Genomic DNA, 20,387 nt, shown 5'->3' with positions numbered 1-20,387 from the left:
GATCGGACGTAGAGTTCTCCCTGTCGCTGTGGGAGCGACGAGAGACTGGGGCTCACGTGAAAGACCTCGACCCGAACGAGGACATCTTCGACGCCGCGGCGCAACCGCGGTGTCCGGAGTGCGGCACGCTGCTGCGCGACGTGCCGGGCGGTTTCCTGTGCCCGACCGACGGGTTGTCTTTCCTCAGCACCCAGCTCTGAGCGGCCCAGCGTAGGCGTGGCCGCGCGAGGCTCAGGACAGAGGCGGTCTCAGCGTTGCGGCGGATGCCGCGCTTGGTCCGGACTCACGCGTCACCCGTTCGCGTCGTCAAAAGATCCCTCCACCCACCCGCGCGCCCCGCGGGTCAGACGCGGACGCCACCCATCCTCGCAGGGGCAGCTCAGACGTGGTCGTCCGCGAGGCCTCGTCAGACGAGCCCGTCGCCCACCCCGCCCACGCCGCAGGTCAGACGCGGTCTTCGCCGTAACCGCGGATGCTGCGCAGCTCGTCCTGGAGTTCGGCCCGTGCGGCATCCGTCTCGGGGACCGGCTGCTCGCCCTGCGACGGGGCGTCGGTCTGCGACGGGGCCTCGGTCTGCGACGGGGCGTCGGTCTGGTCGGCGCCGTCCTGCGACGGGGCGACGGTCTGGTCGGCGCCGTTCTGGTCGGACGGCTTCCCGGCCGACGGATCCATGTCGCCCACGGCGTCGTCGCGCCCGCTCATGCCACCACTCCGAACGATGCGGCGAGCGCCTCGGTGTGCCCACCCGAGAACTCCAGGCTGTCACCGGTGAAGATGCTCAGCAGCACCATGCCGAACACGAAGACGATCGCGGCGAGCATCACCGCTGCGCCCGCGAGCGAGATCAAGAGGGGAAGTCGTGACGCGTCCATGCTTCGATCATGGCCGATCCGAGCGGCCTCGGGGCGGGTCTTGCGCGAACGGGTTCGGTCGGGCACAGGCCGAAGCCCCGGCATCCATCGATCGGATGCCGGGGCTTCGGGTGTCTGGTTACTTGAACGCGTCCTTGACGTTCTCGCCAGCCTGCTTGAGGTTGGCCTTCGTCTGGTCGGCCTGGCCCTCACGCTCGAGGCGCTCGTTGTCGGTGGCCTTGCCGGCCCCCTCCTTGGCCTTGCCGCCGGCTTCTTCAGCCGCGTTCCGGATCTTGTCGTCGATTCCCATGAGAGGCTCCTCTCGATCAGTAGACCGGTGTTGTACACCGGGGCCGTGACATCGACGGTACGTGCTGGTACGCCGTTCACGAGGGGGGTTGCACTCCGCGCCGGAACGCGTTACAACGCGAGTTCGGCCGGCGGCGCAGTGCTGCGGGCGCGGCATCCGCTCAGGCGAGGCGCAGTTGGCGGCAACTGCGGTCAGCGCCGCGGGAAGCGACACATACCGCCAACCCGCGGGCGCGGCATCCGCTCAGCCGAGGCGCAGTTGGCGGCATCCGCGGTCAACGCCGCGGTAAGCGACAGATCGCGCCAACTCGCGGGCGCGGCATCCGCTCAGGCGCGGCGCAGTTAGCGGCATCCGCGGTCAACCGCGCGGGAAGCGACAGATCGCGCCAACTCGCGGGCGCGGCCAGCCCCGCCGGCACCACCCCGCCCGCGCCAGCCCGCCCACCCGCGCCAGCCCACCCGCGCCAGCCCACCCGCCGGGCCCACCCACTCCTACCGCACGGCCTGCAGCCGCACCGCGATGAACTGCTTGCCCGGGAGCGGGATCCGGAAACGCCCCGAGTACGTACCGTCGAGGCGGGTCACGGTCATGTTCCACGTGTCGATCACGTCGATCGTGTACGCGCACGACGGGTCCAGCAGGAAGCGGCGGTACGTGGGCTGATTGAACCCGAAGTAGTAGAGGAGGTACTCCCCCTCGACGCCGGCGCGCGGGATGTCCCAGTCCAGGGGTGAGGGCTCGAGCACGTCGGGCCCCTCATCGAGGATGCGCCGCAGGAACGCGATCCGCGCCGGCGACGAGCCGTGCAGATCCCCGCCCTGCGCCGCCACATCGAGAAGGGCGAGCGGTTCGACCTGCGCGTCCTTCCACCCGCACTCGTCACGCGAGAGTCCACCGCGCCGCCGACCCGGTGACCGGGCGGCCGGGTGGGCGGGTAGGCCGGGCGGTGACCCGGGCGGGTAGCCGCGAGTTGGCGCGGTCGGCGGTCATCTTGCGCGATTGCAGCAGATTGCGACGACTCTGGCGCGGAAGCATCCGTTCGCTTGTCGATGGATGCTGCTCCCCGGCGTCGTGACCGCGTCTGGCGCCAACTCCGGCGCGAACGGAGGCAGCCGAGGCCGTCGCCCGCACCACGAAAGGCCCGCCACCACCCGCACCTGCCACCGCTCGCACCCGCAGACAGCCACGGTGAAGCGCACGCCGACCGGATGCCGCAACCCGCGGCATCCGGTCGAGCCGCGCCCCCTCCGCCGAAGACGCGGCGCGCGCTACCGAACGGCGAGCTCCCTTACCGTCAGCCCTCGGAACACCGACGTGCCGTCGTACGAGTACAGCCGGATGCCGTCATCGCCTTCCAGCGGGAACACCCGGTGCGAGTGGACGACCTGGCCGTCGTCGACGAACACCTCCACGCTCGTGCGGTCGACGAGTACCCGCAGGCGGAGCCGACCCGACGACGGGTCGGCGGTGAACTGCGACTCGCCTCCGGTGGGGTTGATCGTCGGCCGACGGTTGACGTAGGTGAAGGGGCCCGGCAGGAACATTCCCGCGGCGACATGTCTTCCGCCGCCGGGCGCTCGGCACACCTCGACACCGATGTTCCCCGGCGCGGCGGAGGTGTTCCACGTGATCTCGCACGACAGTTCGTAAGCGAGGGCGCGCACCTCCAGGTCGCGCGTGCCGGCGACGGTGACGTCGCCGAGGCGATGCGTGCGCGTGGCGTGATCACGAAGCGCCTCCGTCGGCTGCGACGCCAGCGCGTACCCGCTGCCGCTGCGCACCAGCCGCACATCGCGCACGATCATGTCGTCGCCGTTGTAGCCGTCGGTGACGAGGGTCGGGGTGTTGTGCGGGTAGTCCCAGAAGTTCGCCCACCCGATCGCGTGGCGCAGCGACTCGTCGACCGCGCCCGAGGCGTCGTGGTGCTCGTAGGTCACCGCACCGTAGAAGTCGAAGCCCCGGTCGAGCCACTGCGGCTCGTCGTGGTCGACGGTGAACGACGCCCCGTCGAACGACCCGGTCCAGTAGGCGTATGTCGCCGGCAGCCCGCGGCCCTTGCCGTTGGCGCTCGTGCCGAGCACCCAGTGCACCGTGCCGTCGTCCGCGGTCATGCGGAAGAGATCGGGGCACTCCAGCAGCCCGAGGTCCGTGCGCCGGAACTGGCCCACCTCACGCCACGACTTCAGGTCGGCCGAGGCGTAGAAGCCCAGTCGCTGACCTTCCGCGTTGAGCATGAACCAGCGCTCGCGCACGTCGTCCCACACGACCTTCGGGTCGCGGAAGTCGGGCACACCGGGGTTCGGCAGCACGGGCGCCGACCCGCCCGGACGGAACGAACGCCCGCCGTCGGTCGAGTACCAGAGGTACTGCGCCTGCCGACCCTGGGGCGCCTGTGTCACGAGGGCGATCACCGCACCTTCGCCGTAGCCGGCGGTGCCGCGCTCGTCGACCACGAGGCTTCCCGACCAGCAGTCGCCGTTGCCGTTGCTGAACTTCGGGATGGCAACCCCCTGGTCGCGGAACGACACGTGATCGCGCGTCGTCGCTCTACGCCACGACGTGCCCGCGCCGCCCTCGAGATAGTCGGCGTTGTAGAGGTAGTAGTAGTGGTACTCGCCGTCCAGCCAGATCGGCCGCTGCGGGTCGTTCTTCCAGTTGTCGGGAACGCTGAAGTGGTACTGCGGGCGCATGCGAGTGCGTCCTTTCGACATGGTGCCGGATGCCGCGGGCCGAAGCTCCGCAGCGGCGGAGCCGCCCGTGGTGAGGGCGACCGCGCTGCCGAGGGCTGCGACCGAGGCGCCGGTCAGCAGTCCGCGGCGGGACAGGTGGGATTCGGACATGGGATCACCTTTCGTCGATGGAAGGAGGAATCGGAGCGGGAGTTCGCCGGATGGACCGCACCGGCGGGTGCGCGGCCAGGTGGACCGCGCCGGCGGGAGCGCAGCCGGAAAACCGGGCGGCGGACCGACCGGCAGCGGAGGTGCTAGCGGGTGACCGTCGTCATACGCCACGCGCGCAGGGTCGCCGTCGCGCCACCCGAGACGGCCGCGTGCACACCGAGCGCATCGGTTCGCGTGGGGTACACCCGCGCCGCCAACGGCACGCCGTCGGCGAAGGCCTCGAGCGCCGAGTGGTCGACGAGAACCCGGAGACGGATGCCGCGACCCGCGGCCGCCGTCGGGACACCGCCCGCAACGACACCGCCCGCAACGACACCGCCGAGCGGTGCGACGTCGACCGTGCCGTCGAGGCTCGACCGCGACCGGTCGAGCTCGAGCGTCACCTCGTCGCCGCAGCGCGCGAGGCGGTAGACCGTGCCCTCGGCGCCGTCCGGAGTTGCTCGCACCGTCAGCGCGAGTCCGCCGCCGTCGGGAAGATCGACATCGAGCTCGAGGTCGAGCTGATCGCCTCCGATGACACCGCCGGCGGAGGTCGCGTCCCCGTCGAACAGCAGCTCGCGGCGCAGGGCCTCCACTTCGGGTGCCGGCTCCTGGTGCAGCCCGCCGCCGGAACCCGCCCCGGCCGCACGGGCGGTGACGACGCGGGGCAGCGACATGACACCGGACCAGCCCGCGTCGCCGGTGGCGGCATCCGATCGGCCCTCCTGCATCCAGGCGAACATGATGCGCCGGCCCGACTGATCGAGCATCGACTGCGGCGCGTAGAAGAAGCGGCCGCCGAGATCCAGCCGGTGAAGCGCCTCGGGGACGAAGCGATCGCCCTCGTACCGACCCGACCAGTAGAGCGGATGCAAGGTCTCACCGTCGTTCCACGCCGAGAACACCAGCACGTCGCCGACGCCGGGCACGGCGAAGAGGTCGACGCACTCCCACATCGTGCCCGTCCAGTCGGGAGCCCCGGGAGACCCGGTGCGCGCATCGCCGGTGAACAGCTCGCCGACATAGGTCCACGAGCGCAGGTCGTCGGATTCGTACAGCAGCGCCGTGCCGCCCACCCCTCGGATGCCGGACCCGACGATCTGCCGCCAGCGACCGCCTTCTCGCCACACGCAGTGGTCGCGGAACGCCACGACATCGAGCCCCGGAGGCGGCGACGCGATGACGGGGTTCGCAGGATCCTTCGTCCAGGTCGTCAGGTCGGCACTTCCGGTCGCCAGGCACGGCAGCTCGCGTCCGTCGTGCCGCCCCGAGTACATCAGGTGCGACACGCCCGCGTCGTCGGTGACGAGCACGCCCGACCAGCACCCGTCGACGTCCGGACCGGCGCTCGGCTCGAGCGCCACGGGCAGGTCGCGCCACGTCACCAGGTCGGAGCTCACGGCGTGACCCCACTGGATGCGGTGGTGCACCGGCCCTTCGGGGTTGAATTGGTAGAAGAGGTGGTACTCGCCGCCGCGGTGCGAGAGGCCGTTCGGGTCGTTGAGCCAGCCGGCCGGGGCGACGAAGTGGAACCCCGGGCGGTGCGGGTCGGCGGCGGCGCGCGCGGCGAGCGCCGCGGTGGTGAGTCCGGCGCGCGGGTCGTCGATGAGGGTCATGCGGGGTTCTCCGTGTCGGTATCGATGTCGGTGCCGGCGTGGGTGCCCTGCTCGGCCTCCACGCTGCGCTGCAGCGCGGTGCCCGGGGCGTCGGCGGGAGGGGCGTACCGACCGCAGCGCACCCAGTGCTCGGGCTGGTCGCTCAGACGGTGGAACACGGCGCGATCGGTCGCGCACGCCGTGTCGGTCTGTCCTTCGTAGGCGCACCCGGTCGGATGCAGCACCTCGCGGCGCAGCCGCGCACGCTCCACCGGGTCGAACCCCTCGGTGCGCGTGGGGTCGGGCACGGCCGAGATGAGCAGCCGCGTGTAGGGGTGGGCGGGGTTGGCGAGCAGCTGCAGCGCCTCGCCGCCCTCGACGAACTCGCCGGCGTACATCACGACGATGCGATCGGCGAGATATCGCGCCGAGGCGAGGTCGTGGGTGATGTAGAGCATCGAGATGCCCTGCTCCTCGCACAGCGTGCGCATGAGGTTCAGCACCCCGATCCGCACCGAGACGTCGAGCATCGAGGTGGGCTCGTCGGCGAGCATCAGCCGTGGACCGACCGCGAGCGCCCGCGCGATCGCGATGCGCTGGCGCTGTCCGCCCGACAGCTCGTGCGGGTAGCGCTCGAGCAGCTCCGCCGGCAGGTCGACCTTGGCCATCAGGCGCCGCTTCGCCTCCTCCATCGCGTCGCGACCGCGGCCGACGACCCCGTGGACCGTGAGCGGTCGCTTGAGGAAGTGCCCGACCCGGTGCGCGGGGTTGAGGGAGCCGAAGGGGTCCTGGAAGATCATCTGCACCGCAGAGCGGTACCGCCGGCTGGCTCCGCGCGGCTCGGCACGCAGCATGTCGCGGCCTTCGAAGGCGAACGTGCCGCCGGTCGGCTGTTCGAGGCGGGCCAGGCACCGCGCGAGGGTCGATTTGCCGCTGCCGGACTCGCCGACGAGCGCGACGATCTCGCCGTGGGCGATGTCGAGGTCGACCCCGCCGAGGGCGCGCACGCGTCCGCGCGAGAACAGCCCGCCGGTCGCGAACGTCTTCGTGAGTCCGCGCACGCTCAGAACGGTGGTGCCGGTGCGCGCGTCGGAGGATTCGGTCAGGGTCATGACATCACCGCCGTCTGCAGGTCGTCGGCGCCGACCGGCGCGACGAAGTGGCCCGCCGCGACCTGCTCCAGGTCGGGGATGCGGCGGAATCGGACGCCCTCACCGAGCCCGCGCAGCCTCGTGCGCGGACCGGTCAGGGGCGGGAACGCGTTCATCAGCGCCCGGGTGTACGGATGCCGGGGGTCGGCGAACACGGTGCGTGCGGCGGCGGTCTCGACGAACCGGCCGGCGTACATCACCGCCATGCGGTCGGACAGCTCGACCATGAGCGACATGTCGTGGGTGATGAACAGCACCGCGAAGCCGAGCTCGCGCTGCAGGTCCTTGATCTGCGCCATGATCTCCTGCTGCACGACGACGTCCAGCGCCGTCGTCGGCTCGTCGAGGATGAGCAGCGGCGGACGCAGCGCCGTCGCCATCGCGATGACCACGCGCTGCCGCATCCCACCCGACAGCTGGTGCGGGTACGAACGCAGACGGTCCCGGGGGATGCCGACGAGGTCGAGCAGCTCGGCCGCCCGCGCGAGGGCCTGCTTGTGCGGCATCCGCTCATGCGTGGTGAAGATGTCGGCGATCTGGTCGCCGATGGTCATCACCGGGTTGAGCGAGTTCATCGCGCTCTGGAACACCATCGCGACCTGCCGCCAGCGGAAGGCGCGCAGCTCGTCGGCGTCGAGGGCCAGCACGTCGGTGTCGCGGAAGCGGACCGAGCCGCCGGCGATGACGGCCGGGTCGCGCAGCAGCCGCAGGATCGCGTTCGCGATCGTGGACTTGCCGCACCCCGACTCCCCCGCCAGGCCGAACACCTCGCCCTCGCCGACGGTGAAGCTCACCCCGTCGACGGCGCGGACGGTGCGGGCCTCGGTGACGTACTCGACCGTGAGGTCGCGGATCTCGAGCAGCGCGCTCATCGGCGGGCCCCCTTCCGGGTCTCGGTCGCGCCGGCGGCGCCGGTCACGGATGCCGCGACGGGTGTGGGCTCGTCGGGCGACGTGCGCCGGCGCGGACGCCGCAGGCGCGGGTTCGTGGTCTCGTCGACGCCGTAGTTGACCAGGGCGAGCGCGAACGCCACGAGCGCGATGCACACGCCCGGCGGGATGAACACCCACCAGGCCCCGGTGAGGAGGGCGCCGTCGTTGCTGGCCCAGTAGAGGTTCGTGCCCCAGCTGATCGTGGAGATGTCGCCGAGGCCGAGGAACTCCAGACCCGCCTGCGCGCCGATGCCGAAGATGACGCAGGCCAGCAGCGTCGACATCACGATCGAGGCCATGTTGGGGAGGATCTCGCGGAACATGATGCGCACGCCCCGCTCCCCGGTGACCTGGGCGGCAGCGACGAAGTCCTTGCCGCGGATCGACAGCGCCTGCGAGCGCAGCACGCGCGCCGACCCCGCCCACCCGGTGATGACGAGCACGATGATGACCGTGCCGAGGCCCTGCGGCAGGAACGCGGCGAGGATCACCAGGAGCGGCAGTCCCGGCAGCAGCAGGAAGACGTTCGTCACGAGCGACAGGAGGTTGTCGACAGCGCGTCCGAAGTACGCCGACGCCAGCCCGACCAGCAGGCCGACGAAGGTCGAGGCGATGCCGACGACGAAGCCGACGAACAGCGACGAGCGCGATCCCCACACGTTCAAGGCGAACACGTCCTGCCCCTTCGCGGTCGTGCCGAACCAGTGCTCGGCCGAGGGCGGCTGCGCACCAAGGCCCTGGATGAGGGTGGGGTCGCCGGGGGCGATCACCGGCGCAAGCAGCGCCACCAGCGTGAACACCGCCAGGATGATCAGGCCCGTGACCGCCTTGGCGTTCGAGAGCAGGCCGTGGATCAGTCCGCTGCGAGCGCGCCGCGGGCGGCGGGCGGCTGCGGGCGCGGCATCCCGATGACTGCCGGGCGCCCCGTCGGGCGCGACGCCGAGATCGAGCTCGGCCATGACGCGGGGGTCCTGTGCGAGTGACATGTTGAGACCTCTCAGCTGACGCGCACGCGCGGGTCGAGGCGGACGTAGACGACATCGACGGCGAAGTTCGCGATGAGCACCGCCGTGGTGATCGTGAGGAACAGGCCCTGCATGAGCGGGTAGTCGAGGTTCGACACCGCCTGCAGCAGCTGGTAGCCGACGCCGGGGTAGGCGAAGACGACTTCGGTGAGGAGGGCTCCGCCGACGATGAAACCGAGCGACATGCCGAAGGCGGTCACCGACGGGAGCATGGCGTTGCGGGCCGCGTAGCGCAGCATGATGCGATTGCGGCGCAGGCCCTTCGCCTCGGCCATCACGATGTAGTCCTCGGAGTTGGTCGCGATCATCGTGTTGCGCATGCCCAGCATCCAGCCCCCGATCGAGACCAGCACGATCGAGGTGGCCGGCAGAACGAGGTGGTACGCGACGTCGCCGAGGAAGGCGAGGGAGAACTCCGGGGTCGAGCCGACCGCGAAGGCGTGCCGCAGCGGGAACCAGCCCAGGGTGACGCCGAAGAGCCACAGGGCGCCCATCGCGAGCCAGAAGTACGGGAACGAGCCGATGAAGATCAGCACCGGCGGCAGGACCGAATCGAGGATGCCGCCGCGCCGCCATGCGGCGAGGATGCCCAGCAGGTTGCCGATCAGCACGGCGATGATGAGCGAGCTGAGGCCCAGCAGCACGGTCCAGCCGATCTGGGCCGAGATGACGTCGGTCACCGGGGTCGGGAACCGAGAGATGGAGAAGCCCATGTCGCCGGTGAAGATCTGCCCCAGGTAGCGGAAGTACTGTTCCCACAGCGGCGCGTCGTCGAGGCCGAAAGAACGGCGGAGCGCGTCGATCTGGTCGGGGCGGATCTCGCCCTGCAGCCGCGCGACCATGCGCGAGACCGGGTCGCCGGGCATGAGGCGCGGGAGCATGAAGTTGAGGGTGATCGAGACCCAGAACGCGGCGAGGTAGAAGCCGAGTCGTCGGACGATGTAGCCCATGGGGGTCCTCCTCGAGGGCGGGGCGGTGGTGTCGGGGTGGGGGCTGGGGCTTGGCCTCGGGGCCGCGTGCGCACGCTGCACATCCGTGCGTGGGAATCACGCACGCAGGGGGCGCGTGCGCACGCGGCCCGGGCGAAGCCGGCGGGATCAGCCCTGGACGGGCTCGAGCGACGTGAGGATCAGCACCGCGGTGCGGGCACGGACCGACAGGGTCGCGTACGGGTCGTCCTCGCTCGGCCAGCCGGTGAACCGCTCGTTGCTCGCCGCACCCCACTCGGGGCCGGGGAACAGCGGCGCGACCGGCGCGGCGTCGGCGAACAGCGCCTGAAGCTCACCCATGATGCGCTGCTGCTCGGCTTCATCGGATGCCGCGGCGAACGCATCCAGCAGGGCGTCCGCGTCGGGGCTGCCGTACCGGTGGTAGTTCTCGAACGTCTGCTCGCCGACCGGCTTCACCGTCTCGGTCGACATGACGCCGCGATAGAACTGGTACGGCGTCGGCGCTCCCGCGCTCCACACGATGCCGGAGTCGAAGTCGCCGTTCTCGTACCCGGCCACGACGTCGCCCCAGTCGCGCGCGGCGACGGTGACGGTCACGCCGAGGTCGGCGAGGTTCTGCGAGATGACGTTGCCCACCGAGACCCAGTCGCTCGAGGTCGAGCCGACCGAGAAGTCGAACGCGAACGGGGTGCCGTCGGGCAGCGTCCGCGTGCCGTCGTCGCCGAGGGTGATGCCCGCCTCGTCCAGCAGCGCACCGGCGGCCTCGAGGTCGCGCTCGGTCCAGTCGCAGTCGCCCGCCACCGCGTCGTCGCGCCACGAGTCGTAGGCGCCCGAGAGGCCGGTGCAGTCGGCGGGACCGGTGTACCCCTGCATCCCGATCTCGGTGACCTGCTCGCGGTCGACGGCCATCGACAGCGCCTTGCGCACGTTCGGGTCGTCGAACGGCGCCTTGGTGGTGTTGAACTGCCAGTTGATCATCGAGCCCGTGGGCGGGAACCAGTAGAACCGGTTCTCGGGGTCCTTCGCGACGTAGGCCTCGTCGATGTTGGGGATGAACTGCGGCGCCCAGTCGACATCGCCGTTCGCGGCGGCGAGGTTCGCTCCGTCGTTGCCGGCGAAGGCGAGCATCCGGATGCCCTCGATCTTCTGCTTGTCCGGCTGCCAGTAGTTGGGGTTGCGCAGCAGATCGAACGACTGCGCCTGGAAGTTGGACACCTCGGTGTACGGACCGGTGCCGACCGGCTCCTCGTTGGCGAACGTCGTCGGGTCCTCGATCTCGCTCCACACGTGCGCGGGCGCGATGATCTGCTGGCCGATGTCGAGCAGCGCCGGCGAGAACGGCTCGGAGAAGTCGAACTCCACCGTGAAGTCGTCGAGCGCGGTGACGGTGTCGATGTAGTCGAACCCGCCGCGGATCTCACGCTGCAGGTCGAACGAGACCACTACGTCTTCGGCGGTGAAGTCCTCGCCGTCCGACCACTGCACGTCTTCGCGCAGGGTGTAGGTGATGCCCGAGCCGTCCTCGGCGACCTCCCACTCGGTCGCCAGCCAGGGGGTGGTCGAGCCGTCGGCGGGGTTGAAGATGAGCATCGACTCGTAGATCGCCTGATGCGTCATCGGGAAGTCCGGGTTGGCGAAGGGGTTGAAGTTCTGGTCGAACGTCCCCATGTCCTCCCGCGGGATGGTCAGAAGCTGCGAGCCGTCGAGGTCGCTCGAGGCGGTCTCTCCTCCGCCGCCGGCGCAGCCGGTCAGCGCAAGCGCGCCGACCGCTGCGAGCGCGCACAGTCGTGCCGCCCTGGTGTGCAGTGCCATGATTGGTGCTGTTCCTTTCTTCTTCGTTGAAGCCGAAGGGTCGCGCTCGTCTTGAGATGTCCAGTCACACGGACGAGCGTTCGAGGAGCGGGCAGTCGACCGTCACGGTTCTCGTGTCGGTCGGCTGGCCCGCCGTGATCGCGGCGAGGATGTCCACACCGCGGGCGCCCATCTCATCGAAGGGCAGTGCGACCGTCGTCAGACCGGGTCTCAGGTAGGCCGCGATGAGCTCCTGATTGTCGAATCCGATGACGGCGACGTCGTGGGGGATCTTCAGACCCCGTTCTTTGATCGCGTCGTAGGCGCCCATGGCCATGCGATCGTTCGCGCAGAACAGCGCGGTGGGCGGGTCGGCGAGGTCGAGCAGCGCCTCGGCCGCGGTGAACCCGCCGTCGGCGGTGGCGTGCCCCGACAGCTCCAAGGCTTCGTCGATGCGGATGCCGGCATCCCGGAGAGCCTCGTGATATCCCTGGCGCCGTCCGACGGCCGCGGGGATGTCGGGGTCGAGGTTGACGAATCCGATGCGCCGGTGGCCGGCCGCGAGCAGCCGTTCGGTCGCCCGGCGTCCGCCCGTGCGCTCGTCGGGGACCACCGCGGGGAAGCGCCCCTCGGCGTCGAAGCAGTTCACGAGCACCGTCGGCACCTCGCGCGCGAGCTCGGGGACGACGACCGGGCGATGCCACGTCGTGGCGTAGATGATGCCTTCGACCCGCTGCTCGAGAAGGCGCTCGATGGCCGCGTTCTCGGCATCCGGGTCGGACTCGGACGAGGCGATCAGCAGGTGCTTGTCGCTCAGGAGCGCGCGGTCCTGAGCGCCCTTGATGATGTCGACGGCGAACGGGGCGGTGACGATCTCGGTGACGAGGCCGTACCAGTCGCTGCGCTGCTGGGCGAGGGCGCGGGCGCCGGCGTTGGGCCGGTAGCCGAGCTCGGCCGCCGCAGCCAGCACGCGGTCGCGGGTGTCGTCGGCGAGCGTGACCGACCGTCGGTCGTTGAGCACGAGCGAGACCGCGGTGCGCGAGACCCCGGCTGCCGCAGCGACGTCTTTCATCGTCACGGGGCGGCGGTGAGGGGTCTGACGCGACATTGCGGATTCCTTGGTGGTGCTAACTCGTGTTAGGTGAGGGGTGCCACGATGCTAACCCGTGTTAGGCGAACGGGTCAAGTGAGATTTCCGGATGCCGCGACGGCACGCACTCGCCGCCGTCAGCGAGCGGCGCGCACCGGACGGCCGACACGACGGCCGGTCATCCAGCCCATGGCCCACTCGATCGGGCCGGGGCCGACGAAGCGCCACCACAGCCAGCCGACGAGAACCATGCCGGGAACGATCAGCAGCCACCCGAGGTAGTCGTTCGCGTTCGGCCACACCCCCTGCCACAACGCGAGCAGCCCGACGTGCAGCACGTAGAGACTGAGCGCGACCGCGCCGATCGCGCGCAGCGGCACGAACGCCACCCCGATCGCGCCTTGCGCCGCCGGCCGCCGTACGGTGGCGAGCACCACCACCGTCACGTACACCGCGAACACCAGCCCCACATCGTGCAGCGTGTCGGGCCACGAGCCCGAGACGACGAGCACTCCCGACGATTCGACGACGGGCCGCACGGCGTAGGCAACGGGGGCGATGGCGAGCATCAGCCACAGCACCCGGTCGCGGACGAACCCGTGACGCAGGAGCAGGGCGCCGAGCAGGAAGAAGGGCAGCAGGTTCGTCAGCCGGTACGCCTGCCCGAGCACGAACCACGACGCCACTTCGCGCAGCAGCCCGGTCGGATCAGCCCCGACGACGCCCGACAGCAGCGCCCGCGCCCACGCGTTGAGCGGATCGCTCACGACCGCCAGCCCGACGGCGACCACCGCCAGCCACCGCGACGACAGGAACAGCAGCGGTGCCCCCACGATCAGCAGCACGCCGAGGTAGCTGAGGACGATCGCAACCCACGTCCCCCACTCCGACAGGATCATGCCGAGGCCGATGAGGATCATCCCTCGGATGATCTGCTGGAAGAGCATGAACGGGATGCCGCTGCGCACCGTCCGCTGCAGGACGAGCTGCGCCGACACACCCATGACGAGGGCGAACAGCGGCGAGGCGAGGTCGTTGATGTTCGCCATCACCACGGCGAGCGCGGCCGGGCGCTCGGGGAGGAACGGCACCGCGTGGGCGATCAGCATCGCCAGGAGCGCGACGCCCCGCAGGACGTCGGGCACCAGCAGCCGAGGACCACCGCCCGCTCCCCCGGCATCGGCCGTGGTGACAGGAGCTCGGGCGGACCGGTCAGGGGTCACGGGCTCGCACCTCCGGACGTTCGGCATGACGGGTCTGCGGCCACGATAGCGCGATGGATCGGGAGCGATGTCGCGGGCCTCACCTGCCCGGTGTCGCCGACGGCCGGCTGACCCGCCTCGCGAGCCCGCGTCACGAGACGCCGAGCTCGGCCTCCGCCGTGACCCGCGCGGTCACGAGGATCGGCAGGTGATCGCTGAGCCCCTGCGGCAGGGTCGTCACCTTGTCGATCGTGAACCCCGACGACGTCGCGAAGTCGTAGTGACCGCGGAAGAACCGGTACCGCGTGTACGTGCGGGTGTCGCTGAGCGACAGCTCGTAGCCCTGCTCGCGCACGTGCTGGCCGAGGTGCTCTTTGAACACGGGGTAGTTGTAGTCCCCCACCATGAGCGCCGGGAGCCCCTCGCCCAGGTGCTGGATCTCGGCGAGGGCGGTGCGGATCTGATGGCGCCGCAGCGAATTCAGCGCCGTCAGCGGCGCGGCGTGGAACGACGCGACGATGACGTCGCGTCCGGCGTCGATGTCGTGGAGGCGGACGCCCAGCATCCGCTCTTCGGCCGGTTTGAGCACGCGGTCGTGCAGCGACTTCTTCAGCGACAGCAGGCGCATGTCGACGGCGCGATAGGTGTTCTCGCGGTAGTACACCGCCAATCCGAGCCGGTTGCGCTGCGTGGCGTGGGCGAGGCGGAGACCGTGGATGACCTCGGGGATGTCGGCGGAGTCGCACTCCTGCAGGCACAGGACGTCGACGTTGTGGCGCTCCACCAGCGCATCGAGCTCGGTCGCGGCCCGGTGCTTGCGCAGGTTGTACGAGATGACCCTCATGACGACGCCAGCCTAGACCCGGCCCGGTGGCCGACGGGCGTCCTTGACAGGTCGCACAGGGGGCGGATCGGATTCGTTCAGGATGCCGCGCCCTGCACGACAATGGAACCTGCCACCCCGTCGCGAGGAGACCCGTCATGCGCATCTCGGCACGAGCGGACTACGCCGTCCGCGCCGCCGTCTCCCTCGCCCGCGCCGGAGCCGACGAGCACGTCTCGGGCGAGCGGATCGCCACCGAGCAGCAGATCCCGGCGACCTTCCTCGAGGGGATCCTCGGCGCCCTCCGCAAGGGCGGCATCGTCACCAGCCGCCGCGGAGCCGCCGGCGGCTACCGACTGGCCGCCCCGGCATCCGACATCTCGGTCGCCGACGTCATCCGCGCCGTCGAAGGCCCCCTCGTCTTCGTGCGCGACGAGCGGCCCAGCGAGATCGAGTACCCCCCGGGCGGCGAGGCTCTGGTGACGCTGTGGGTGGCGCTGCGGGCGAGCGTCCGGCGCGTGCTGGACGACACCTCGCTGGCAGCCCTCGCCTCGGGCGATCTGCCGCCGGTCGTGCAGGAGCTCGCCGCCGACCCGGAGTCGTGGGTCAGCGGACGCTGAAGCCGAGCGACACCCGCACCCCGCGGTCTCGGCCCGGGCGCACCGACACATTGCGTCACGTTGTTGGCGGCATCCGGGCTTCCGTGAATGAATACCGACTAAACCAGTCGGAATTCACGGAAAGGCCTGCCCATGCAGACTCTCGTCCTCCTCGCGCTCGTCGGCCTCGGGGCCCAGCTCGTCGACGGCGCGCTGGGCATGGCGTACGGCGTGACATCGACGACGCTGCTGCTGGCGATCGGGGCGAACCCGGCTGCGGCGAGCGCCTCGGTGCACCTGGCCGAGATCGGCACGACCCTCGCGTCGGGCGTGTCGCACTGGCGCTTCGGCAACGTCGACTGGAAGGTCGTCCTGCGCATCGGCGTCCCCGGCGCTATCGGGGCCTTCCTCGGCGCAACGGTGCTCTCGGCCCTGTCGACCGACGTCGCCAAGCCGATCATGAGCGTGATCCTCCTCGTCCTCGGCCTCTACATCCTCGCCCGCTTCACCTTCCGCTCGCTCCCCCGCGTGGACCGCAGCAAGCCGCTTCGTCTGCGCTTCCTGGCACCGGTCGGCCTGGTCGGCGGCTTCCTCGACGCCACCGGCGGTGGCGGATGGGGCCCGGTCGGCACCCCGGCGCTGCTGGCCAGCGGCCGCATCGAACCGCGCAAGGTGATCGGCTCGATCGACACCAGCGAGTTCCTGGTGGCGATCTCGGCTTCGCTCGGCTTCCTCATCGGGCTCGGCTCGGGCGGCTTCGACCTGACCTGGGTGGGCGCGCTGCTGATCGGCGGCCTCATCGCCGCACCCATCGCCGCATGGCTGGTCCGCAAACTCCCGGCTCGATTGCTGGGCTCGCTCGTCGGCGGCATCATCGTCTTCACCAACGCCCGCACGCTGCTGCTGGCGTGGGACACGGACGGCGCCGTCACGGGCTGGGTCCTGGCCGGCATCGCGGTGCTGTGGGCAGCCGCGGTGGCCGTCTCGTGGCGGGCCTGGCGTGCCGAGAAGCACGCCGCCGCCCTCGAGGCGAGCGACGCAGCGGAGGACGACGAGAAGACTCCCGGCGAACTCGTGGACAACTCCTCGACGCGGTGATGGACACGGCCCTCTGACGGGGTTACAGTTTCTGCAGGAACAGCGGCATAGAGGCTCGACTTCACCCGAACGACGACCTTGCAGGCCTCGCCCGGTTTGCCGTTGCTTCTCGAGGTCCCCTCGGCGTCTCCTAACTGCTTCATGGTCCGCCGAGGGGATCCTGCTTTTTCCGGCAGTCGCATCGCACGCGGCGTCACCGGCGACCGGTACGGTGGCGGGGTGACCGACGACTCGCCCCGCCCCGCCCGGGACGACGCCGAGGCACCCCCACCCGCCGACTCCCCCGCCACCGCCGACCCCGCCCGTCGGCCCGCGTGGCGCCGCGTGGTCGGCAGCACCTGGTTCCACCTCGCCGCCGCGCTCGTGATCACCGGCCTGGTGCTGAGCTTCGTGGCGAAGCCCTATTGGGTGCCGTCGTCGTCGATGGAGCAGACGCTCATGCCCGGCGACCGCGTGCTGGTCGATCGCCTCGCCTACCTCGGCGGCGGGCCGGGCGCGGGCGACGTCGTCGTCTTCGACGCCGGAGATGCGTGGGGCATTCAGCAGAACACGGCTGACTCCCCGCTCGGCGCCGCCCTGCGGTGGATCGGCGAGGTCACCGGCTTCGGACCCACCGGGCCCCACACCCTCATCAAGCGAGCGGTGGCCGTCGGCGGACAGACCATCGCCTGCTGCAGCGACGACGGCAGGATGCTGGTCGACGGCGACCCCGTCGACGAGCCGTACGTGGGATCGGACTACGACTTCGAACCCGGGGTCCTCGACTGCGACACCGAGCCCCGGTCGCTGCGCTGCCTCCCCCAGACGACGGTTCCCGAGGGGGCGTTCGCGGCCCTCGGCGACAACCGCACCTCGTCGGCGGACTCCGCGGCGCTCTGCCGCACACCGGCGCCCGAGGACGGATGCTGGCGCTTCGGCTACGACGGCGAGGCCGTGGGCCGTGCGGCCGTCATCCTGTGGCCGATCGACCGATGGAGCGGGCTGTGAGCGCGAGCGCGCCGGCGGCGATCCTCGCGTCGACGTCGTCGCAGCGCACCTACCGGTACCTGAGGATCGCGACAGCCCTCACGGTCGTGGCGATCTTCGTCGGCGTGCTCGCCGCCGTGCCCGCCGTCGGCTGGCTGCCGAGCATCAGCCACTACTACTACTCGCCGGCCCGGACGGTGTTCACCGGCGCTCTCGTCGCCGCGGCCGTCTGCCTGTTCGCACTGTCGGGTCGCGGCCCCTCGCGCGCCCTGCTGGATGCCGCCGCCCTCTTCGCCCCGCTCGTGGCCATCATTCCCGCCTCGGGGCTGCCGGGTGCCCGTGCTCCCCAAGCCGCTGCCGACGAGGTCGCGGTCGGGCTCACGACCTACCTCGTGATCGGCGTGCTCGTCATGGCCGTCGGCGCAGGTCTGGCGCTCACCGGCGAGGTCGAGCGCCGCGCGGCCGCCCTCACCCTCGGCGTGAGCGGCGGCATCCTCGTCATCGTCGCCATCTCGTGGGCGGTGGCGCCGGAGGCGGTGCTCCGCTTCGGGCACGTCGTTGCGGCCGTCTCGTTCTTCGCCCTCATCGCCGTCACCGCGCTCGTGGAGGCACTGGGTCCGGCGTCGCGGACGCTCCCCCGGTGGCTGCGCACCGCGTACATCGTCCTGGGCGCGGGGCTCGCCGTCGTGCTGGTGGCGACGCTGCTGTTCAGCGACGAGCGGTTCTATCCCGCCCGCCCGGTGCTCATCGGCGAGTCGATCGCCCTCGTCCTGTTCGCGACGTTCTGGGTGCTGCAGACCGCGCAGAACTGGCGCGACCCGAACCCGGCGCTGCGGTGACGCCCCGCAGGGCCGTTGCCGTGGCGGCGGCCGTCCTCGGTGTCGCCGCCGCACTGTCGGTCGCGATCTGGGCGACCACCGCGGGAACCGGGGCCGCTCCCTCGCCCGGCACGGACTTCCTCGTCCCTCCTGATTCGTCGGCCGCGCGCGCCGCGGAGTCCGCGGCCGCCGGCTCGCCCGAGGCGGAGGCCGCGGCCCACCTCGCCGGCCGGCCCACGGCGGTGTGGCTGACACCCGAGACCTCCCCGGTCGACGAGGTCGGCGCCCGCGTGACCGACCTCGTCGATCACGCCCGCGCCGAGGGCCGCGCCCTCGCGCTCGTGGTCTACGGACTCCCCGGGCGGGACTGCGGCGGGCTGTCGGCGGGGGGCCTCGCCGAACCGGACTACCTCGACTGGGTGGGCGCCATCGGCGAAGCGCTCGACGGCGGGGTCACGACCGTCGTCGTGCTGGAGCCGGACAGCCTCGCGCTCGCGCCGGAATGCGGGAACGTCGCAGAGCGTCAGGCTCAGTTGAGCGACGCCCTGGCCGCGTTGACTTCCGAGAACGTCTTCGTGTACCTGGACGGCGGGCATTCGCGCTGGCTGCCGCCCGCGGAGATGGCCGATCTGATCGCCGGCGTGGCGGGTCGTGAGCGCGCCCGCGGTTTCGCCACGAACGTCTCCAACAGCAACGACGACGCCCTCGAGATCGCGTACGCCCACGAGGTCGCCGAGCGCCTCGGCCCCGGCGCGCACGCCGTGATCGACACCTCCCGCAACGGCTCGGGATCCGCCGGAGAGTGGTGCAACGCGCCCGGCCGCACGATCGGGGCACCCGCCGGCGCCCACGGCGACGACGTCGTGGACACGAACCTCTGGATCAAGCCCCCGGGCGAGAGCGACGGCCCCTGCAACGGCGGCGCCCCCGCGGGGGAATGGATGCCGCTAGCCGCGGTCGAGCTCACACGCGACGTGCTCCGATGATCGGACAGCGACGTCCGGGTCGGAATTTTCACTAGCCGAACGAGGAATGTTTCGTCACCGGGACGAAATCCTGCTGTTGCGGGTGTGACGGATGTGTACCATCGAGAAGACCTCGCGCGGCGGGTCCGGAACGATCCGGTCGGCGGGGTCCTGTCATGCGATCGGCCGGGGGGCTAACGTGATCAGCACTTCCGAGGTCCAGCGCACCGCGGTGATCGTCGAGGACGACCCTGAGATCCGCCACATCCTGGCCGAGGTCTTCGAATCTGCGGGGTTCTCGACCGTCACGGTCGGCAACGGCATCGACGGCGTGCGGGCGGTCACCACCTACCAGCCGCTCATCACGACGCTGGATGTCAACATGCCCGGCATCGACGGCTTCGAAGCCGCCCGCCGCATCCGCTCGCAGAGCAGCACGTACATCATCATGCTGACCGGGATGCAGGACGAGACCGACGTCGTGCTCGGCCTCGGGGCCGGCGCCGATGAGTACCTCTCGAAGCCGTTCCGGCCGCGCGAGCTGCGCGCCCGCATCGACGCCATCCTTCGCCGCCAGGCGTCACCGACGACCGCGCCCACCTCGATTCCCCTGCAGGACAGCGTCGGCCCGTCCTTCCCGGGGCACGCCTCAGCGGGCGCCGCCCACCCCGCCCCGTCCACGGCGCCGAGCGCGACCATCGCAACCGGCGCAGCGAACATCGTCGGCGACACCCGCTCCGCGCGTCGCGCGAGAGGCGAGGCGGCCGAGGTCGCGTCGGCCGAGAACGGCTTCCCCGCCGGCGACGTCGCCACCGCAACCGGCTCGTGGCTGCAGCACCGCGATCTCCGCGTCGACCCCGACACCCGCATCGCGCTGATCGGCGACGCCGAGGTAGAGCTCACGCGCACCGAATTCGACCTGCTGACCACGCTGCTGCACTCCAAGCGACGCGTGCGCAGCAAGGCCGACCTCACCCTGGTGCTGCGCGGGGAGTCGTACGTGACGAGCTACCTCGTCGGCGACGCCGACAAGCGGGCCATCGAGGCGCACATGACGAATCTCCGTCGCAAGCTCGGCGACAACCCGACGCAGCCGCGCTACATCGAGACGGTGCGCGGCGTCGGCTACCGCCTGACCTCCGAGCTCCTGGCCTCCTGAGGCCGGGCCCCAGCCCCGACCTCACAGCCCGGCTCCCCAGCCCCAGCCCGGCCCGGCTCCCCAGCCCGGCCCGGCTCCTCAGCCTCGTGCCAGGGCTCCCCAGAGCCCTGACCCCCCAGCATCCCCAGTCCCGGTCCGCGGCGCCCCAGCGCCGCCGTCCGGATGCTCCACCCCGGGACCTCG

Annotated in this window: 21 protein-coding genes; 7 read left to right on the top strand and 14 right to left on the bottom strand. The window is 71.0% G+C overall.

Annotated features, from left to right (window positions below; all coding sequences use genetic code 11):
* The first annotated feature begins 56 nt into the window (after positions 1-56).
* Positions 57-200 carry a hypothetical protein gene (locus tag Q9S36_RS33720; protein WP_251453567.1) on the top strand — a complete coding sequence of 48 codons (144 nt, stop codon included), beginning with the start codon at positions 57-59 and terminating at the stop codon, positions 198-200.
* Between the two features lie 244 nt (positions 201-444).
* On the opposite strand, the gene Q9S36_RS33715 is transcribed toward Q9S36_RS33720, so the two are convergent.
* The 14 genes from Q9S36_RS33715 to Q9S36_RS33650 all read right to left on the bottom strand — a co-directional run bounded on the left by Q9S36_RS33715 (position 445) and on the right by Q9S36_RS33650 (position 14,620).
* Entirely contained in the window at positions 445-702 is a 258-nt protein-coding gene (locus Q9S36_RS33715) for a hypothetical protein (protein WP_311289157.1), read from the bottom strand.
* A complete protein-coding gene (locus tag Q9S36_RS33710) occupies positions 699-872 on the bottom strand; it encodes a hypothetical protein (protein ID WP_311289156.1) in 174 nt (57 codons plus the stop codon). The genes Q9S36_RS33715 and Q9S36_RS33710 overlap by 4 nt, the downstream gene beginning before the upstream one ends.
* 118 nt (positions 873-990) lie before the next feature.
* Positions 991-1,161: a CsbD family protein gene (locus Q9S36_RS33705; protein WP_311289155.1), complete on the bottom strand. Its 171-nt coding sequence runs from the start codon at positions 1,159-1,161 to the stop codon at positions 991-993.
* A 491-nt stretch (positions 1,162-1,652) separates the two neighbouring features.
* Entirely contained in the window at positions 1,653-1,991 is a 339-nt protein-coding gene (locus tag Q9S36_RS33700) for a DUF5605 domain-containing protein (RefSeq protein ID WP_311289154.1), read from the bottom strand.
* A 438-nt stretch (positions 1,992-2,429) separates the two neighbouring features.
* Positions 2,430-4,001 (bottom strand): glycoside hydrolase family 32 protein, encoded by a 1,572-nt coding sequence (locus tag Q9S36_RS33695; protein ID WP_311289153.1) that lies wholly within the window; start codon positions 3,999-4,001, stop codon positions 2,430-2,432.
* Positions 4,002-4,144: 143 nt separating this feature from the next.
* Complete coding sequence (locus Q9S36_RS33690; protein WP_311289152.1) at positions 4,145-5,656, bottom strand: glycoside hydrolase family 32 protein; 1,512 nt, start codon at positions 5,654-5,656, stop codon at positions 4,145-4,147.
* The gene (locus tag Q9S36_RS33685) at positions 5,653-6,747 is read right to left on the bottom strand and encodes an ABC transporter ATP-binding protein (RefSeq protein WP_311289151.1); all 1,095 of its coding nucleotides are present in this window, start codon (positions 6,745-6,747) and stop codon (positions 5,653-5,655) included. The genes Q9S36_RS33690 and Q9S36_RS33685 overlap by 4 nt, the downstream gene beginning before the upstream one ends.
* Positions 6,744-7,658, bottom strand: a complete 915-nt coding sequence (locus Q9S36_RS33680) for an ABC transporter ATP-binding protein (protein WP_311289150.1) — start codon at positions 7,656-7,658, stop codon at positions 6,744-6,746. Before Q9S36_RS33680 ends, Q9S36_RS33685 begins: the two co-directional genes overlap by 4 nt.
* Positions 7,655-8,704, bottom strand: a complete 1,050-nt coding sequence (locus tag Q9S36_RS33675) for an ABC transporter permease (RefSeq protein WP_311289149.1) — start codon at positions 8,702-8,704, stop codon at positions 7,655-7,657. The genes Q9S36_RS33680 and Q9S36_RS33675 overlap by 4 nt, the downstream gene beginning before the upstream one ends.
* Before the next feature lie 11 nt (positions 8,705-8,715).
* Complete coding sequence (locus Q9S36_RS33670; RefSeq protein WP_311289148.1) at positions 8,716-9,693, bottom strand: ABC transporter permease; 978 nt, start codon at positions 9,691-9,693, stop codon at positions 8,716-8,718.
* Between the two features lie 147 nt (positions 9,694-9,840).
* On the bottom strand, positions 9,841-11,505 hold the full coding sequence (locus Q9S36_RS33665; RefSeq protein WP_311289147.1) for an ABC transporter substrate-binding protein: 1,665 nt from the start codon (positions 11,503-11,505) through the stop codon (positions 9,841-9,843).
* A gap of 64 nt (positions 11,506-11,569) precedes the next feature.
* Entirely contained in the window at positions 11,570-12,592 is a 1,023-nt protein-coding gene (locus Q9S36_RS33660) for a LacI family DNA-binding transcriptional regulator (RefSeq protein ID WP_311289146.1), read from the bottom strand.
* A 119-nt stretch (positions 12,593-12,711) separates the two neighbouring features.
* The gene (locus Q9S36_RS33655) at positions 12,712-13,797 is read right to left on the bottom strand and encodes a hypothetical protein (RefSeq protein WP_311289145.1); all 1,086 of its coding nucleotides are present in this window, start codon (positions 13,795-13,797) and stop codon (positions 12,712-12,714) included.
* A gap of 130 nt (positions 13,798-13,927) precedes the next feature.
* Positions 13,928-14,620 carry an endonuclease/exonuclease/phosphatase family protein gene (locus Q9S36_RS33650; RefSeq protein WP_311289144.1) on the bottom strand — a complete coding sequence of 231 codons (693 nt, stop codon included), beginning with the start codon at positions 14,618-14,620 and terminating at the stop codon, positions 13,928-13,930.
* A gap of 137 nt (positions 14,621-14,757) precedes the next feature.
* Between Q9S36_RS33650 and Q9S36_RS33645 the strand changes: the two genes are divergently transcribed.
* From Q9S36_RS33645 to Q9S36_RS33620, 6 genes are all read left to right on the top strand, one after another.
* The gene (locus Q9S36_RS33645; protein WP_251451604.1) at positions 14,758-15,219 is read left to right on the top strand and encodes an Rrf2 family transcriptional regulator; all 462 of its coding nucleotides are present in this window, start codon (positions 14,758-14,760) and stop codon (positions 15,217-15,219) included.
* Between the two features lie 132 nt (positions 15,220-15,351).
* Positions 15,352-16,296 carry a sulfite exporter TauE/SafE family protein gene (locus tag Q9S36_RS33640; protein ID WP_311289143.1) on the top strand — a complete coding sequence of 315 codons (945 nt, stop codon included), beginning with the start codon at positions 15,352-15,354 and terminating at the stop codon, positions 16,294-16,296.
* A 219-nt stretch (positions 16,297-16,515) separates the two neighbouring features.
* Positions 16,516-17,283 carry a signal peptidase I gene (gene lepB, locus Q9S36_RS33635; RefSeq protein ID WP_311289142.1) on the top strand — a complete coding sequence of 256 codons (768 nt, stop codon included), beginning with the start codon at positions 16,516-16,518 and terminating at the stop codon, positions 17,281-17,283.
* Positions 17,280-18,101, top strand: coding sequence for a hypothetical protein (locus Q9S36_RS33630; RefSeq protein WP_311289141.1), 822 nt, complete (start codon positions 17,280-17,282; stop codon positions 18,099-18,101). Before lepB ends, Q9S36_RS33630 begins: the two co-directional genes overlap by 4 nt.
* A 20-nt stretch (positions 18,102-18,121) precedes the next feature.
* Positions 18,122-19,066, top strand: a complete 945-nt coding sequence (locus Q9S36_RS33625; RefSeq protein WP_311289140.1) for a glycoside hydrolase family 6 protein — start codon at positions 18,122-18,124, stop codon at positions 19,064-19,066.
* A gap of 178 nt (positions 19,067-19,244) precedes the next feature.
* Positions 19,245-20,204, top strand: a complete 960-nt coding sequence (locus Q9S36_RS33620) for a response regulator (RefSeq protein ID WP_311289139.1) — start codon at positions 19,245-19,247, stop codon at positions 20,202-20,204.
* The last annotated feature ends 183 nt before the right edge of the window (positions 20,205-20,387 follow it).

It is taken from the genome of Microbacterium sp. ARD31 (assembly GCF_031844425.1).
This window is presented reverse-complemented; position numbering and strand designations above follow the sequence as displayed.

What these genes read in the sequence shown, in the direction of transcription:
- Q9S36_RS33715 (WP_311289157.1), bottom strand. Translation starts at nt 702, where the DNA reads ATGAGCGGGCGCGACGACGCCGTGGGCGACATGGATCCGTCGGCCGGG.
- Q9S36_RS33710 (WP_311289156.1), bottom strand. Translation starts at nt 872, where the DNA reads ATGGACGCGTCACGACTTCCCCTCTTGATCTCGCTCGCGGGCGCAGCG.
- Q9S36_RS33705 (WP_311289155.1), bottom strand. Translation starts at nt 1,161, where the DNA reads ATGGGAATCGACGACAAGATCCGGAACGCGGCTGAAGAAGCCGGCGGC.
- Q9S36_RS33695 (WP_311289153.1), bottom strand. Translation starts at nt 4,001, where the DNA reads ATGTCCGAATCCCACCTGTCCCGCCGCGGACTGCTGACCGGCGCCTCG.
- Q9S36_RS33690 (WP_311289152.1), bottom strand. Translation starts at nt 5,656, where the DNA reads ATGACCCTCATCGACGACCCGCGCGCCGGACTCACCACCGCGGCGCTC.
- Q9S36_RS33685 (WP_311289151.1), bottom strand. Translation starts at nt 6,747, where the DNA reads ATGACCCTGACCGAATCCTCCGACGCGCGCACCGGCACCACCGTTCTG.
- Q9S36_RS33680 (WP_311289150.1), bottom strand. Translation starts at nt 7,658, where the DNA reads ATGAGCGCGCTGCTCGAGATCCGCGACCTCACGGTCGAGTACGTCACC.
- Q9S36_RS33675 (WP_311289149.1), bottom strand. Translation starts at nt 8,704, where the DNA reads ATGTCACTCGCACAGGACCCCCGCGTCATGGCCGAGCTCGATCTCGGC.
- Q9S36_RS33670 (WP_311289148.1), bottom strand. Translation starts at nt 9,693, where the DNA reads ATGGGCTACATCGTCCGACGACTCGGCTTCTACCTCGCCGCGTTCTGG.
- Q9S36_RS33665 (WP_311289147.1), bottom strand. Translation starts at nt 11,505, where the DNA reads ATGGCACTGCACACCAGGGCGGCACGACTGTGCGCGCTCGCAGCGGTC.
- Q9S36_RS33660 (WP_311289146.1), bottom strand. Translation starts at nt 12,592, where the DNA reads ATGTCGCGTCAGACCCCTCACCGCCGCCCCGTGACGATGAAAGACGTC.
- Q9S36_RS33650 (WP_311289144.1), bottom strand. Translation starts at nt 14,620, where the DNA reads ATGAGGGTCATCTCGTACAACCTGCGCAAGCACCGGGCCGCGACCGAG.
- Q9S36_RS33645 (WP_251451604.1), top strand. Translation starts at nt 14,758, where the DNA reads ATGCGCATCTCGGCACGAGCGGACTACGCCGTCCGCGCCGCCGTCTCC.
- Q9S36_RS33640 (WP_311289143.1), top strand. Translation starts at nt 15,352, where the DNA reads ATGCAGACTCTCGTCCTCCTCGCGCTCGTCGGCCTCGGGGCCCAGCTC.